The sequence below is a fragment of the Paramagnetospirillum marisnigri genome, assembly GCF_001650715.1.
Classification (GTDB): domain Bacteria; phylum Pseudomonadota; class Alphaproteobacteria; order Rhodospirillales; family Magnetospirillaceae; genus Phaeospirillum; species Phaeospirillum marisnigri.
Map to the genome: position 1 here is coordinate 49,867 of NZ_LWQT01000049.1, position 13,440 is coordinate 63,306.

A 13,440-nucleotide genomic window follows, 5' to 3' on the forward strand; every position below is an offset into this window, starting at 1 on the left:
ACCGGGGGCATATGCGTGCCGCCCTGGCCCTGGCCCGGCGCGGGCTTGGCACGGTATGGCCCAATCCGGCGGTGGGATGCGTGATCGTGTCCCAGGGCCGGGTGGTGGGACGGGGCTGGACCCAGCCCGGCGGCCGCCCCCATGCCGAGACCGAGGCCCTGGCCATGGCTGGAGAGGCCGCGCGCGGTGGCACCGTCTATGTCACCCTGGAGCCCTGTGCCCATCACGGCAAGACCCCGCCTTGCGCCGAGGCTTTGGTGTCGGCGGGAGTGGCCCGGGTGGTGGTGGCGGTGCAGGATCCCGATCCCCGGGTGGCGGGCAAGGGTGTCGCCCTGCTGTCCAAGGCCGGGGTCGAGGTGCTGGAGGGCTTGCTGGAGGACGAGGCCGCCGAGCTCAATGCCGGTTTCTTCCAGCGTGTCACCATTGGCCGTCCCCTGGTGACCCTGAAACTGGCGGGAACTCTCGATGGGCGCATCGCCACCCATTCCGGTGAAAGCCGCTGGATCACCGGCGAGGCCGCCCGCATGGCGGCCCATCTGCTGCGCGCCGAGACCGATGTGATCATGGTGGGCAGCGGTACCGCGCTCTATGACGACCCGGACCTCACCTGCCGCCTGGGGGGTCTGTCCGAGCGCTCGCCGGTGCGGGTGGTGGTGGACGGGCGCCTGCGCCTGCCCCTGACCAGTCGGCTGGTGGCCAGTGCCAATGACATTCCCACCTGGGTGCTGACCCTGGAAGGCTGTGACGGCAATCGGCGCGAAGCCTTCATGGATGCCGGGGTCGATGTGGTGGAAATCCCCGCCGGGGCCGAGGGGTCCATCGACCTGGAGGCGGCCCTGGATGCGCTGGCGGAAAGCGGTGTCACCCGCGTTCTGGTGGAGGGCGGCGCCCATCTGTCGGCGGCGCTGCTGCGCGCCGGTCTGGTGGATCGGCTGATCTGGTTCCGGTCGCCGCGCATGATGGGCGGCGACGGCCTGGCCGCCGCCGTGGCCTTCGGGGTCGACCATCTGGCCCAGACGCCCCGTTTCGAACGCATCGATGTCCGCCCGGTGGGCGACGACATCATGGAAACCTATTCTCGGCTCTGAGAGGACGCGCGACTTCCATGTTCACCGGCATCGTCACCGATTTTGGCGAGGTCCGGCGGGTGATTCGGGGCTTGGGCCGCGAAACCCGCTTCGAGATCGCCAGCCATTACGACTCCGCCACCATCGCCATCGGAGCCTCCATCGCCCATAACGGCGTCTGCCTGACGGTGATCGAGACCGGGCCGGGCTGGCACGCGGTGGAGGCCTCGGCCGAGACCCTGTCCAAGACCACCCTGGGCGGTTGGGTCGAGGGCAGCCGGGTCAACCTGGAACGTGCCCTGAAGCTGGGAGACGAGATGGGCGGGCATATCGTCTCGGGCCATGTGGACGGTATCGCCACGGTGGTGAGCATCACGCCCGAGAATGAATCCAAGCGCTATGTCTTCGAGACGCCGGTTGATCTGGCCAAATTCGTGGCGCCCAAGGGATCGGTGGCGCTGGACGGCGTATCGCTGACCGTCAACGAGGTGGAGGGGCGCCGTTTCGGGGTCAATATCATCCCCCATACCCAGGCGGTGACCACCTTCGGCAGCTACCGGCCGGGCGATGCGGTCAATATGGAAATCGACATGCTGGCGCGCTATGTTGCGCGCCTCCTGGAACGGGAATAGGCCGCAAAGTGTCTGAATATCATCAATATCTGTCGAGCATCGAGGATATCATCGACGAGGCCCGGCAGGGTCGCATGTTCATCCTGGTGGACGACGAGGATCGCGAGAACGAGGGCGATCTGGTCATCCCCGCCGAGATGGCGACTCCGGAAGCGGTGAATTTCATGGCCCGTTACGGTCGCGGGCTGATCTGCCTGTCCATGACCCGGACCCGGGTGGAGGAGCTGGGGCTGAAGCTGATGAGCTCCGACAACGGGACTCGCATGCAGACGGCCTTCACTGTCTCCATCGAGGCCCGGGAAGGCGTCACCACCGGTATTTCCGCCGCCGATCGCTCGCGCACCGTCCAGGTGGCCATCGATCCGGCCAAGGGACGCCACGATATCGTGACGCCGGGCCATGTCTTTCCCCTGGTGGCCCGTGACGGCGGCGTATTGGTCCGTGCCGGTCACACCGAGGCGGCGGTGGACATTTCGCGCCTGGCCGGGCTCAATCCCTCGGGCGTGATCTGCGAGATCATGAACGATGACGGCACCATGGCGCGCATGCCCGATCTGGTGAAATTCGCGCAACATCATGGCCTCAAGATCGCCACCATCGCCGATCTCATCGCCTATCGCCGCCGCAACGACAAGATCGTTGCGCGCGAGATGGAAGCCCCGTTCCATTCCAAATGGGGCGGCGACTGGACCATGATGGTCTATACCAACACCGTCGCCTATGCCGAGCACATCGCCCTGGTGAAGGGCGATCTGGGCGGTGACAAGCCGGTGATGGTGCGTGTCCATGCCGTCAACGTGCTGGACGACGTGCTGGGCGATCAAGGGTCGGGCAAGGCCGGCGAGCTCCATTCCGCCATGGAAATGATCGCGGCCCATGGCTCGGGCGTTGTGGTGCTGATCCGCGAGCCTCGCCCCACCAGCCTGTCGGATATGGTGCGCGCCCATCTGGAGCGGCGTCAGCCCGCTCCGGCGCTGCGCGATTACGGCGTCGGCGCCCAGATTCTTCTGGATCTGGGGATTCATGAAATGATTCTGCTGTCCAATACCAAGCGCTCCATCGTCGGCCTCGAGGGCTACGACATGAAGGTGGTGGAGCAGCGGCCGATTCCGGTCGGCTGAGAAGGAGTGACTGCCATGGCCCGCGTGCTGATTATCGAGGCCCGCTTCTACAATCACATCGCCGACGGCTTGCTGTCGGGCGCCCGTGCCGAGTTGGACAAGGCGGGGGTGGAACACGACTTGCTGGTGGTTCCCGGCATTTTCGAGCTGCCCGCCGCGTTGAAGCTGGTGCTGACCGCCGCCGAGCAGGGCAACGAAACCGCCCGCTACGACGGCTTCGTCACCCTGGGCTGCGCCATCCGGGGCGAGTCCGACCATTACCACCATGTGGGAACCGAATGCATGCGGGGCATCGCCGACCTGTCCATGGCCTATGATCTGGCGCTGGGCAATGGCGTGCTGACCGTTCACAACGAGGCCCAGGCCTTGGCCCGCTCCGATCCCAGCCGCAAGAATCTCGGCGGGCAGGCGGCGCGGGCCTGCCTGCGCATGATGGCGGTGAAGAAGGAATTGGGACTATGAGCGAGCATCGCGAGCGCGGCGCCATTGAGGCGCCCGGAGCGCAGCGGAGGAGCCAAGCGCCCGGATGGGCGCGCCCGGCGTTTGAGGGACAATCTAAATGACTCCCAACCCCTCGGTCGCCAAGCGCAGTTCCGCTCGTCTGGCGGCGGTGCAGACCCTGTATCAGATGGACATGACCGGCGTTTCCGCCGAGCAGGCCCTGGCCGATGCCAAGGAGCGGCGGGCCAACGAGCCGCGTGGTCGCCTCGCCGAGCCCGATACATCCTTGCTGGGGCAGATCGTCCGCGGCGTCTCGACCGACAGTCAAAGCCTGGACGAGGCCATCGGCGGCGCGCTGACCGGCGACTGGACGGTGGAGCGGCTGGAAGCGGTGCTGCGGGCCATCATCCGGGCGGGGGCCTGGGAACTGTCGGCCAAGCCGCAGACGCCGACCCGCGTCTGCATCTCGGAATGGGTCGATGTCGCCCACGCGTTTTATTCCGGCCCCGAACCGGGACTGGTCAATGCCGTACTGGACCGTCTGGCCCAGTCGCTGCGGCCCGAGGGACCTGGGCGCGGGGACCTGGGGCGCGCGGGGGGATGAGCACGACGGGCGCCCAGGCTCCCGATGAATTCGGCCTGATCGCCGAACTGTTCGCGCCGTTGTCGGCGGGCTGCCCAGGTGCCCTGAACCTGACCGACGACGCCGCCTTTCTTGCGGCGGAGCCGGGCTTTGACACCGTCGCCACCATGGACGCCATGGTGGCCGGGGTCCACTTCCTGCCCGACGACCCGCCCGAGTTGATCGCCCGCAAGCTGGTGCGGGTCAATCTGTCCGATCTGGCCGCCAAGGGCGCCGTGCCCCGGCATCTGATGCTGGCCGCCGCCTTTCCCAAGGGCACCGGCATGGACTGGCTGCGGGCCTTCGCCGAGGGATTGCGCCAGGATGTCGAGGAATTCGGCGTGTCCCTGATCGGCGGCGACACTGTGGCGACGCCCGGGCCGCTGACCCTGAGCCTTACCGCCCTGGGCCGGGTGGAGGCGGGCAGGGGGCTGCGGCGCTCCGGCGCGGTTCCCGGCGATCATGTCTATGTCAGTGGCAGCATCGGTGACGGAGCCCTGGGTCTGCTGGCGGTGCAAGGCCGCCTGGCGGGATTGCCCCCCGATGCTGTGGCCACCCTGGCCGGGCGCTATCGCCTGCCCCAGCCTCGCATTGTCCTTGGCCCCGCCCTGGTGGGGTTGGCCCGCGCCAGCATGGATGTGTCCGATGGGCTGGTGCAGGATCTGGGACATATCTGTCGCGTCTCCGGCGTCTCGGCGGTCATCGAGGCGGAGCGGGTGCCGCTGTCGGATGCGGCGCGGGCGGCGGTGGCCATGGATCAGTCGCTGCTTGCCCTCGTGCTGACGGGAGGCGATGATTACGAATTGCTGTTCACCGTTCCGGCCGGCGCGGCACGGGGGATCGAGTCTCTGGCGCGGCGAACCGGAGTCGCCCTGACCCGGATCGGACGCATCGAGGCCGCCACCCAGGCGGCAGGCGTTTCGGTTGTGGACGCCGATGGCGTGGTCGTGCCGTTGCCCCGGGGCGGATGGCGACATTTTTGACGGCCTCGGCCGGTTGAGGGGGAAGAGGTTTGGTCCGCTTGATCATCATTGTCGTGGTGCTGCTGCTGCTGGGCGGTGGAACTGTCGGCGGACTCTATTTCTTCGGCATTGATCCCCTGGCCAAGCTGGGGATCACCGCCCCCGTGGTGCAGAAGGACGCGCCTCCGCCGCCACCGCCTCCGCCCAGCTATGTGGAGTTCGGCGTTCTCATCATCCCGGTCATCCAGGACCGCGAAGTCAAGAAACAGGCGGAAATGATTGTTCGTCTGGAAGTCGAGCCCAAGAACAAGGAAATCGTGGCTCGCAACCTGCCCCGGCTCCAGAATGCCTTCCTCGGCGACATGATCGGCTTTCTCAGCGTCACGGTGCGAGAAGGCCAGCCGCTGGATGTGGGGGCCATCCAGAATCGGCTGAAGATGGTGTCGGACAAGGCATTGGGCGGCGTCTACGTCAAGGATGTCATTATCGAGAACGCGGTGTTGAAATAGGTCGCGGCGCCTACCCGATTGGACGGGGAGAGAGTTGGCCGCTTCCCGCCCGGTGCCGTCGCGCGGATTTGCGCCAGGGCAGGAAGTTTCGTAAGGAACCTTGGAATTAGATCAATTATTCCAGGGTAGGGGTTCAACCACAGCATTTTATTGCATCACACCGCCTTATCTGGCAGTTTCTCCTCGCTTCCGTCCTCCTCCTCACGCCCCAGCACTGTTCGCCGGACGTTATGCGGGATGCGACGCTAAGAAGACTCATCAGGGGACTCGAACCAAATGACAAACCTCTTCGTGATCGCATGCGGCGTCTTGGCGCTGCTGTACGGGGTCTACGCCATCCGATCGGTGATGGCGACCTCGGCCGGCACCGCCCGGATGCAGGAAATCGCTGCCGCCGTGCAGGAAGGCGCCGCCGCCTACCTGAACCGCCAGTACACCACCATTGCTTACGCCGGCGTCGCCGTGACCATTATCCTGGCCTGGCGTCTTGGCATTTATCAGGCCGTCGGCTTCGTCATCGGCGCCGTGCTTTCGGGCGCCGCCGGTTACGTGGGCATGAACGTTTCCGTTCGTGCCAATGTCCGCACCGCCGAGGCCGCTCGTTCCAGCGGCATGCAGGCTGCCTTGGACGTGGCCTTCAAGTCGGGCGCCATCACCGGTCTGCTGGTGGTCGGTCTCGGCCTGATCGGCGTCGCCGGATACTACATGGTGCTGAAGAATGTCGTCAGCGACCAGCGCGTCCTGCTCGAGGCCCTGGTGGCCTTGTCCTTCGGCGCCTCGCTGATCTCCATCTTCGCCCGTCTGGGCGGTGGCATCTTCACCAAGGGTGCCGATGTGGGCGCCGACCTGGTGGGTAAGGTCGAAGCCGGTATCCCCGAGGATGACCCCCGTAACCCGGCCGTGATCGCCGACAACGTGGGCGACAATGTGGGCGATTGCGCCGGCATGGCCGCCGATCTGTTCGAAACCTATGCGGTGACCGTTGTCGGTACCATGCTGCTGGGCTCGATCTTCTTTACCGACGCGACTCGCGACGCCATGATGATGCTGCCGCTGGTTATCTGCGGCGTCTGCATCTTCGCCTCCATCATCGGCACCTTCTTCGTCAAGCTGGATGCCAGCCAGAACATCATGAAGGCGCTGTACAAGGGCGTCATCGTCACCGCCGTCATTTCGGCGATCCTGATCGCCGTCATCATCAACGTCACCTTCGAAGGCGGCTTCGCGGCCAAGTTCATGGCGGCGGGCAAGGAGATCACCGGCATGGGGCTGTATATCTGCTCCCTGATCGGCCTGATCGTCACTGGCCTGCTGGTGTGGATCACCGAATACTACACCGGTACCGACTATCGTCCGGTCAAGTCGGTGGCCCAGGCCTCGACCACCGGCCACGGCACCAACGTCATCCAGGGTCTGGCGGTTTCCATGGAAGCCTGCGCCCTGCCGGTCATCGTGATTTCGGTGGCCATCATCGTCTCCTACAAGATCGCCGGCCTGTTCGGCATCTCGGTGGCGGCGACCACCATGCTGGCCCTGGCCGGCATGATCGTGGCCCTGGACGCCTATGGCCCCGTCACCGACAATGCCGGTGGCATCGCCGAAATGGCGGAACTGCCCAAGGAAGTCCGCAAGGTCACCGACGCGCTCGACGCCGTCGGCAACACCACCAAGGCGGTCACCAAGGGCTACGCCATCGGTTCGGCCGGTCTGGCCTCGCTGGTGCTGTTCGCCGCCTATACTGAGGACCTGCACCACTACTTCCCGCAGTTGAACGTCACGTTCAGCCTGGAAGATCCCTATGTGGTGATCGGCCTGTTCCTCGGTGGTCTGCTGCCCTACCTGTTCGGTGCCATGGGCATGCAGGCGGTCGGTCGCGCCGCCGGTTCCGTGGTGGTGGAAGTCCGTCGCCAGTTCAAGGAAATCCCCGGCATCATGGAAGGCACCGCCAAGCCCGACTACGGTCGTGCGGTGGACATGCTGACCAAGGCCGCCATCAAGGAGATGATTGTCCCCTCGATGCTGCCGGTTCTTTCCCCGGTGGTGCTGTACTTCGTCATCCTGCTGGCTGCCGATCAGAAGGCCGCCTTCACCGCCATGGGCGCCATGCTGCTGGGCACCATCGTGACCGGCCTGTTCGTGGCCATCTCGATGACCTCGGGCGGCGGTGCCTGGGATAATGCCAAGAAGTACATCGAGGACGGCCATCATGGTGGCAAGGGGTCCGACGCCCACAAGGCGGCGGTCACCGGCGACACCGTCGGCGATCCCTACAAGGATACCGCTGGTCCGGCCGTCAACCCGATGATCAAGATCATCAACATCGTCGCCATCCTGTTGCTGGCGATGGTCGCGGGTCACTGATCCTCGATAGGCTGGAGTCTGTTTGAGTTAGGATGAAGTGTTCCTTTTGCCGTCATGGCCGGCCCCCGGATCAAGTCCGGGGGTGACCCGGCCATCCATGGACCCCCGGGCCAAGCCCGGGGGTGACGAAAACCGGGAACCGATTTCACATTCCGACAGACCCTGAAAACGATAAACCCCGGTCGGAAACGACCGGGGTTTTTTGTTGCTCGACAGCGATGGCGTCAGGCGGGGCGGGGAAGGGCGGTTCCGCCTACTTCGCCTTGCTCTCCTTGGAGAAGCGGCCGACATTGCCGACCATCTGCTGGATGATATTCATTTCCTTGCCCGCGGTCGGGGTTTCCCGATCCACCGTCACCAGCTGCTTGCCATCGGCCAAGCCCTTGGTATCCACGGCGCGGACCAGACCCGCGCGGTCGAACACCACGGTCAGGACCTTGCGTTCCTTGATTTCGGGCTCGAAGAAAGCCTTGCGGTGGGTGACGGACGAAATGTAGTGCCAGGTCTCGTCACCAAAGGGGGTGACGTTGGACGGCGTGCCCAGCAGGGCCTGGACATCATCGCGGGTGGTGGTTCCCACCTTGATCTGGTCGATCTGTTCCTGCGGCGGCAGATTGCCGCGCAGTTCAATGATGGGGTCGCAAGCAGTGGCGGCCAGGGTGGCCGACAGCGCGATCAGGGACAGACGGGCGGAGTGAAGCTTTTTCATTGGCACCGAAGCCGAAGCATTGACGGACTTGGCCCTCAACGGCCAATGTGGGGAGAGATTGCACCTCGCCCCTTCGTCTTGTCAACGTCGCCGCCACGTCAGGTCGGCCACGTCCCCGGGAAAGTATCATGTCCTTCTTTAAAATCGGCGAGCGCCGCCGTCGCGAGCAAATCGCCCACGCCCTTTACGTCACCATTATCGACCAATCCCGCCTGCCCGGATTCTACACCCGGTTCGGAGTGCCCGATACCCTGGACGGCCGTTTCGACCTGATCGTGCTTAACGCCTTCCTGGTGATGCGGCGCTTCAAGCGGGTCGAGGCCCGTCTGGCGGACGAGGCCCGCGAACTGTCGCAGGCCTTGTTCGATCTGATGTTCGACGACATGGACCAGAACCTGCGCGAACTGGGCGCGGGCGACATGTCGGTGGGCAAGAAGGTGAAGCAGATGGCGCGGGCCTTCTATGGCCGGGCGACAGCCTATGAGGAGGGGCTGGACGGCGACGGGCTGGTGGATGCCCTGATCCGCAACCTGTTTGGCACCGTGGAAGGGGCGCTGGCTCCCGACCATCCCATCGCCATGGCCCATTATATGAAATTGTGTGATGCCGCCCTGGCGGCTCAGGCTGACGGTGACGTGATGGAGGGGCGGGTGGTGTTCGTGGCCCCGGAGAGCAATGATGACACCTGAATTCTCCCGCCCGGTGCTGGTGGACCAGCTTCCCGCCAAGACCAGCCGCCGCGCCATCGAGGCGGAACCGGCCGAGCGCGCGGCCGTCGCGCGGCGTCTCGATCTGGTGGAGCTGACGTCCCTGGTCGCCATGGTCGAGCTTAAGCCCTTGGCCCGCAGTGGTTTTATTGCTGTAAACGGTCGGTTGACGGCCCGGGTTGTCCAGACCTGCGGTGTCAGCCTGCTGCCGGTGGCGGCGGTGGTGGAGGAAGAGTTTCACCTGACTTTCGCGCCGCCGGAAGCGATGCTGGAAGAAGCCGAGGAAATAGAGCTATCATTGGACGCGGAAGATCCGCCTGATCCCATCGAGGATGGGATCATCGATATCGGCGAGGTGGTGGTGGAACATCTGGCGTTGGCTCTCGACCCGTTTCCGAGGGCGCCGGGTGTGACGTTCGAGGCTCCCCCCGAACCCGAAGACGAGCCGGAAACCAAGCCGAATCCCTTTGCCGTGTTGGCAAGGTTGCATCCACGAAAGGGCGGGAAAAGTTAAAAAGATCGGCGGGGGAAAGCATCCCCTTGCTCTGGCCGGGCTTTTTGGCTAATAAACCACCCTTTCCCATCTCGGGTCGAAGTGAGTAGACGAAATGGCTGTTCCTAAGAAGAAGACCTCCAAGTCCCGTCGCGACATGCGCCGCTCCCATCACGCGCTGGTGAACGTGACCGGCGCCGAATGCCCCAATTGCGGCGAAGTGAAGCTGCCGCACCACGTCTGTGGCTCTTGTGGCCACTATGACGGCCGTGAAGTGGTTGCCCAGGCTGAAGCCTGATCGGCAATCCTAGGCTCATGCAGGGGAGGGCGGGCCGGTGAGTGTTGCCGTCACCATTTCCATCGACGCCATGGGGGGCGATGCCGCCCCCGACATGGTCCTGGAAGGGGTGCGCATGGCTCACGAGCGCCTGCCCCATGTCCGCTACCTGTTGTTCGGCGATTCCGCGCTGATCGAGCCGCTGTTGGCGCGCTATCCGGAGATGAAGGGCGTCTGTACCGTCCGTCATGCCGAGGACTCGGTATCCAATGACGCCAAGCCCAGTCTGGTGTTGCGCTCGGGGCGCAAGTCCAGCATGTGGCTGGCGGTGGACGCCGTTCACAAGGGCGAGGCGGCGGGCGTGGTGTCGGCGGGTAATACCGGCGCCTTGATGGCGGTGTCCAAATTCGTGCTCCGCACCCTGCCGGGCATCGACCGTCCTGCCATCGCCGGCATGTTCCCCACCGTCAAGGGCGAGACGTTGATGCTCGACCTGGGCGCCAATGTGGATTGCAATTCCAACAACCTGGTGGAATTCGCCGTGATGGGCGAAGTCTATGCCCGCGCGGTTCTCGGGTTGGAAAAGCCCAGCATCGGCCTGCTCAATGTCGGCTCCGAGGACATGAAGGGCAATGACGCGGTCAAGGCCGCGGCAGCCGCCTTGCGCGACTCTCATCTGCCCATTAGCTTCCATGGCTTCGTGGAAGGCAATGACATCTGCGGCGGTACCGTCGATGTGGTGGTGACCGATGGTTTCACCGGCAATATCGCGCTGAAGACCGCCGAGGGCACGGTGAAGCTGTATTCCACCTTGCTGAAAGAGGGCTTCAACAGCTCGCTTCCCGCCAAGCTGGGTTATCTGTTCGCCCGGCACGCCCTGAACAAGGTCAAGGTCCGCACCGATCCGCGACGCTATAACGGTGCCATGTTCCTGGGGCTCAACGGTATCGCGGTCAAAAGCCATGGCGGCACCGACGCCTTTGGCTTCGCCAATGCGGTCGGCGTGGCGGTGGAACTGGTAACCCATGGCTATAACGACCGCATCCGCAAGGAATTCGACCGCCTGAAGCCGGCCGAGACCTCCGCTTCGCAACTCGCTGCCGGAACACGGTGAACAGATGATCGTGCGATCCCAGATCGTCGGCTGCGGCAGCTATCTGCCCGCCCGGAAAGTCGACAACGCCGAGCTGGCCGCCCGCATGGACACCACCGACGACTGGATCGTCGAGCGCAGCGGGATTCGCCAGCGCTTCATCGCCGCCGAAGGCGAACTGACCTCGGACCTGGCGTTCAATGCCGCCGAGCGCGCCCTGGCCGCCGCCGGAATTGCCGGATCGGCCGTGGATCTGATCGTGCTGGCCACCGCCACCCCCGACCACACATTTCCCGCCACCGCCACCAAGGTTCAGCGCCGCATCGGAATGAAGCACGGCTTCGCCTTCGATCTGCAGGCGGTCTGTTCCGGCTTTGTCTATGCCCTGTCGGTGGCCGACAATTTCATCAAGTCCGGTCAGGTCCAGACCGCCCTGGTGATCGGCGCCGAGACCTTCTCGCGCATCCTCGACTGGAACGACCGCACCACCAGCGTCCTGTTCGGCGACGGAGCGGGGGCGGTGGTCCTGCGCGCCAATCGCGGCAAGGGCAGCACTCAGGATCGTGGCATCCTGTCCACCCATCTGCACTCCGATGGGACCCATCACGACTTGCTCTATGTGGATGGCGGGCCGTCCAGCACCCAGACGGTGGGACATCTGCGCATGGAAGGCCGTGAGGTGTTCCGTCACGCGGTGATCAATCTGGCGTCGGTGGTGGGCGAGGCTCTCGCCGCCAACGACCTGACCGCCGCCGATATCGACTGGGTGGTGCCGCATCAGGCCAACCGCCGCATCATCGAGGGTACCGCCAAGAAGCTGGGCTTCCCGCTGGATCGCATGGTGGTCACCGTGGACCGTCACGCCAATACCTCCGCGGCTTCCATTCCCCTGGCCCTGACCGAGGCCGTGACCGATGGCCGTATCAAGCCGGGGCAACTGGTGCTGCTGGAAGCCATGGGCGGTGGTTTTACCTGGGGCTCCGCCCTGGTGCGGATGTAGTCCCGGCCTCTTGCTCGGGCGCTGCAACGCCGCGCCGCATCCCTTTGATATTGACGGTTTTCGCGCGACGCGTTAGGGTCGCTGGCGATGGGGAAGCTTTCGTAGATGCGGGGCGGTATGAGCGAAAAGACCATTACGCGGGCGCAACTGAGCGAGGCGGTCTACCAGGAGGTCGGCCTGTCCCGTAATGAATCCGCTGATCTGCTTGAAGCGGTGCTGGATGAAATTTCCGATGCGCTTGGCCAGGGCCAGACGGTGAAGATTTCGTCTTTTGGCAGCTTTTCCGTGCGCTCGAAGGGGCAGCGCGTCGGGCGCAATCCCAAGACCGGCGAGGAGGTGCCGATTCTTCCCCGCCGGGTTCTGGTGTTCCGGCCGTCACAGCTGCTGAAGAAGCGCATCAATGACGGCTATTCCAGCCTGCGTGGCAAGAAATGACCGACGACGCCGAGCTTTCCTCGGTCCGCCGCGGCGGCAAGTCGGAGGCGGCGTTTCGGACCATCAGCGAGGTTTCCGACGAATTGGACGTGCCGCAGCACGTCCTGCGGTTCTGGGAGGGCAAGTTCCCCCAGGTCAAGCCGTTGAAGCGCGGTGGTGGGCGGCGCTATTACCGTCCCGACGATGTGGCGTTGCTGCGTCGCATCCGCGATCTGCTCTACAGCGAAGGCTATACCATCAAGGGTGTGCAGAAGCTGTTGAAAGAGGGGGGAAGCAGTTCCCCATCCGCGCGAGAGGGCGCGCCCACCTCGCGTCCGGCCGATGCCGAACCGCAATTGGGCCTGGATATCCACGATCCCGATGCGGATGCCGGTGACGAGGATTTGGCGGATGAGGATGACATTCCCGTGGCGGCGACCGCTGGCGGCGGGATGGTCCCGGCCGCCCGGGGCGAGCCTGCCATTGCCGGTGATTCCGCGCGTCTCAGCCCGTCGGTCCGCCGCGAGTTGGAGGACCTGCTGACCGAGTTGGAGCAATTGCGCAGCTTGTTGCAGCCGCGTTAAGAAGGTGGTTGCAAGCACGGGGCGGCCTGACTATAGTGCGCCCCTCTCCCGGCACACCCCGCCGGTTTCTTCCCCCTCCCGGGGCGGTTCTCCGCCCGGGATCATCGATTTCGGTGGCCTCGGCCATCGCGGTCGGAGCGTAGCGCAGCCCGGTAGCGCATCAGTCTGGGGGACTGGGGGTCGCAGGTTCGAATCCTGTCGCTCCGACCAATTCTTCACGGCCCGGCTTCATGCGAAGCCGGGCCGTAATCGTTTCGGGGCCGGGCCATGCCCGATAGTGGTGTATTCGCTGGCGACTCCGCTTTTCCGAAATGGGTGGCTTGGCTATTGTGGCTGAAGGGCCGGGTGGGGGCAGGCGCCGCGCTCCCAGGCTAGCACTACTTTGGCATATTTTAGCTACGGGCGGTTTTTTGGGGTTCCCAAGAGCAAGTTTGCGTGATTCATAAGA

16 protein-coding genes and 1 tRNA gene are annotated in these 13,440 nt (G+C 64.7%); 16 read left to right on the plus strand and 1 reads right to left on the minus strand.

Features of this window, described 5'->3' with window-relative positions; translation table 11 throughout:
- Nucleotides 1-11 precede the first annotated feature (11 nt).
- From ribD to A6A04_RS08775, 8 genes are all read left to right on the plus strand, one after another.
- A complete protein-coding gene (gene ribD / locus A6A04_RS08740; RefSeq protein WP_068492001.1) occupies nucleotides 12-1,088 on the plus strand; it encodes a bifunctional diaminohydroxyphosphoribosylaminopyrimidine deaminase/5-amino-6-(5-phosphoribosylamino)uracil reductase RibD in 1,077 nt (358 codons plus the stop codon).
- Between the two features lie 17 nt (nucleotides 1,089-1,105).
- Complete coding sequence (locus tag A6A04_RS08745) at nucleotides 1,106-1,699, plus strand: riboflavin synthase (protein ID WP_068491966.1); 594 nt, start codon at nucleotides 1,106-1,108, stop codon at nucleotides 1,697-1,699.
- An 8-nt stretch (nucleotides 1,700-1,707) separates the two neighbouring features.
- On the plus strand, nucleotides 1,708-2,820 hold the full coding sequence (gene ribB / locus A6A04_RS08750; RefSeq protein ID WP_068491968.1) for a 3,4-dihydroxy-2-butanone-4-phosphate synthase: 1,113 nt from the start codon (nucleotides 1,708-1,710) through the stop codon (nucleotides 2,818-2,820).
- 15 nt (nucleotides 2,821-2,835) lie between these two features.
- Nucleotides 2,836-3,282, plus strand: a complete 447-nt coding sequence (gene ribH / locus A6A04_RS08755) for a 6,7-dimethyl-8-ribityllumazine synthase (RefSeq protein WP_068491970.1) — start codon at nucleotides 2,836-2,838, stop codon at nucleotides 3,280-3,282.
- Between the two features lie 97 nt (nucleotides 3,283-3,379).
- A complete protein-coding gene (nusB, locus tag A6A04_RS08760; RefSeq protein WP_068491971.1) occupies nucleotides 3,380-3,865 on the plus strand; it encodes a transcription antitermination factor NusB in 486 nt (161 codons plus the stop codon).
- Nucleotides 3,862-4,866, plus strand: coding sequence for a thiamine-phosphate kinase (gene thiL, locus A6A04_RS08765; protein WP_068491973.1), 1,005 nt, complete (start codon nucleotides 3,862-3,864; stop codon nucleotides 4,864-4,866). The genes nusB and thiL overlap by 4 nt, the downstream gene beginning before the upstream one ends.
- A 38-nt stretch (nucleotides 4,867-4,904) precedes the next feature.
- Complete coding sequence (locus A6A04_RS08770; RefSeq protein ID WP_082914811.1) at nucleotides 4,905-5,354, plus strand: flagellar basal body-associated protein FliL; 450 nt, start codon at nucleotides 4,905-4,907, stop codon at nucleotides 5,352-5,354.
- Between the two features lie 276 nt (nucleotides 5,355-5,630).
- Nucleotides 5,631-7,715 carry a sodium-translocating pyrophosphatase gene (locus A6A04_RS08775; protein ID WP_068491977.1) on the plus strand — a complete coding sequence of 695 codons (2,085 nt, stop codon included), beginning with the start codon at nucleotides 5,631-5,633 and terminating at the stop codon, nucleotides 7,713-7,715.
- Nucleotides 7,716-7,968: 253 nt separating this feature from the next.
- Here the strand turns inward: A6A04_RS08775 and A6A04_RS08780 are convergent, their stop codons facing one another.
- Nucleotides 7,969-8,424: an outer membrane protein assembly factor BamE gene (locus A6A04_RS08780; protein ID WP_068491979.1), complete on the minus strand. Its 456-nt coding sequence runs from the start codon at nucleotides 8,422-8,424 to the stop codon at nucleotides 7,969-7,971.
- A gap of 128 nt (nucleotides 8,425-8,552) precedes the next feature.
- Here A6A04_RS08780 and A6A04_RS08785 point away from each other — a divergent pair, with 128 nt between their 5' ends.
- The 8 genes from A6A04_RS08785 to A6A04_RS08820 all read left to right on the plus strand — a co-directional run bounded on the left by A6A04_RS08785 (nucleotide 8,553) and on the right by A6A04_RS08820 (nucleotide 13,202).
- A complete protein-coding gene (locus tag A6A04_RS08785) occupies nucleotides 8,553-9,113 on the plus strand; it encodes a ubiquinol-cytochrome C chaperone family protein (protein ID WP_068491981.1) in 561 nt (186 codons plus the stop codon).
- A 13-nt stretch (nucleotides 9,114-9,126) separates the two neighbouring features.
- Entirely contained in the window at nucleotides 9,127-9,645 is a 519-nt protein-coding gene (locus A6A04_RS08790) for a YceD family protein (RefSeq protein WP_245651135.1), read from the plus strand.
- A 94-nt stretch (nucleotides 9,646-9,739) separates the two neighbouring features.
- Entirely contained in the window at nucleotides 9,740-9,922 is a 183-nt protein-coding gene (gene rpmF / locus A6A04_RS08795) for a 50S ribosomal protein L32 (RefSeq protein ID WP_008617596.1), read from the plus strand.
- Between the two features lie 37 nt (nucleotides 9,923-9,959).
- The gene (gene plsX, locus A6A04_RS08800; RefSeq protein WP_068491985.1) at nucleotides 9,960-11,015 is read left to right on the plus strand and encodes a phosphate acyltransferase PlsX; all 1,056 of its coding nucleotides are present in this window, start codon (nucleotides 9,960-9,962) and stop codon (nucleotides 11,013-11,015) included.
- A 7-nt stretch (nucleotides 11,016-11,022) separates the two neighbouring features.
- Nucleotides 11,023-11,994 (plus strand): beta-ketoacyl-ACP synthase III, encoded by a 972-nt coding sequence (locus A6A04_RS08805; protein ID WP_172822748.1) that lies wholly within the window; start codon nucleotides 11,023-11,025, stop codon nucleotides 11,992-11,994.
- Nucleotides 11,995-12,111: 117 nt separating this feature from the next.
- The gene (locus tag A6A04_RS08810; RefSeq protein ID WP_068491990.1) at nucleotides 12,112-12,429 is read left to right on the plus strand and encodes an integration host factor subunit alpha; all 318 of its coding nucleotides are present in this window, start codon (nucleotides 12,112-12,114) and stop codon (nucleotides 12,427-12,429) included.
- Nucleotides 12,426-12,992: a MerR family transcriptional regulator gene (locus A6A04_RS08815; RefSeq protein ID WP_068491992.1), complete on the plus strand. Its 567-nt coding sequence runs from the start codon at nucleotides 12,426-12,428 to the stop codon at nucleotides 12,990-12,992. Before A6A04_RS08810 ends, A6A04_RS08815 begins: the two co-directional genes overlap by 4 nt.
- A gap of 133 nt (nucleotides 12,993-13,125) precedes the next feature.
- Nucleotides 13,126-13,202: transfer RNA gene (locus tag A6A04_RS08820), tRNA-Pro, on the plus strand.
- The last annotated feature ends 238 nt before the right edge of the window (nucleotides 13,203-13,440 follow it).

Coding starts and splice junctions, on each gene's coding strand:
- nusB (WP_068491971.1), top strand. CDS start 3,380: ATGACTCCCAACCCCTCGGTCGCCAAGCGCAGTTCCGCTCGTCTGGCG.
- thiL (WP_068491973.1), top strand. CDS start 3,862: ATGAGCACGACGGGCGCCCAGGCTCCCGATGAATTCGGCCTGATCGCC.
- ribD (WP_068492001.1), top strand. CDS start 12: ATGCGTGCCGCCCTGGCCCTGGCCCGGCGCGGGCTTGGCACGGTATGG.
- rpmF (WP_008617596.1), top strand. CDS start 9,740: ATGGCTGTTCCTAAGAAGAAGACCTCCAAGTCCCGTCGCGACATGCGC.
- A6A04_RS08785 (WP_068491981.1), top strand. CDS start 8,553: ATGTCCTTCTTTAAAATCGGCGAGCGCCGCCGTCGCGAGCAAATCGCC.
- A6A04_RS08780 (WP_068491979.1), bottom strand. CDS start 8,424: ATGAAAAAGCTTCACTCCGCCCGTCTGTCCCTGATCGCGCTGTCGGCC.
- ribH (WP_068491970.1), top strand. CDS start 2,836: ATGGCCCGCGTGCTGATTATCGAGGCCCGCTTCTACAATCACATCGCC.
- A6A04_RS08745 (WP_068491966.1), top strand. CDS start 1,106: ATGTTCACCGGCATCGTCACCGATTTTGGCGAGGTCCGGCGGGTGATT.
- A6A04_RS08775 (WP_068491977.1), top strand. CDS start 5,631: ATGACAAACCTCTTCGTGATCGCATGCGGCGTCTTGGCGCTGCTGTAC.
- A6A04_RS08810 (WP_068491990.1), top strand. CDS start 12,112: ATGAGCGAAAAGACCATTACGCGGGCGCAACTGAGCGAGGCGGTCTAC.
- A6A04_RS08815 (WP_068491992.1), top strand. CDS start 12,426: ATGACCGACGACGCCGAGCTTTCCTCGGTCCGCCGCGGCGGCAAGTCG.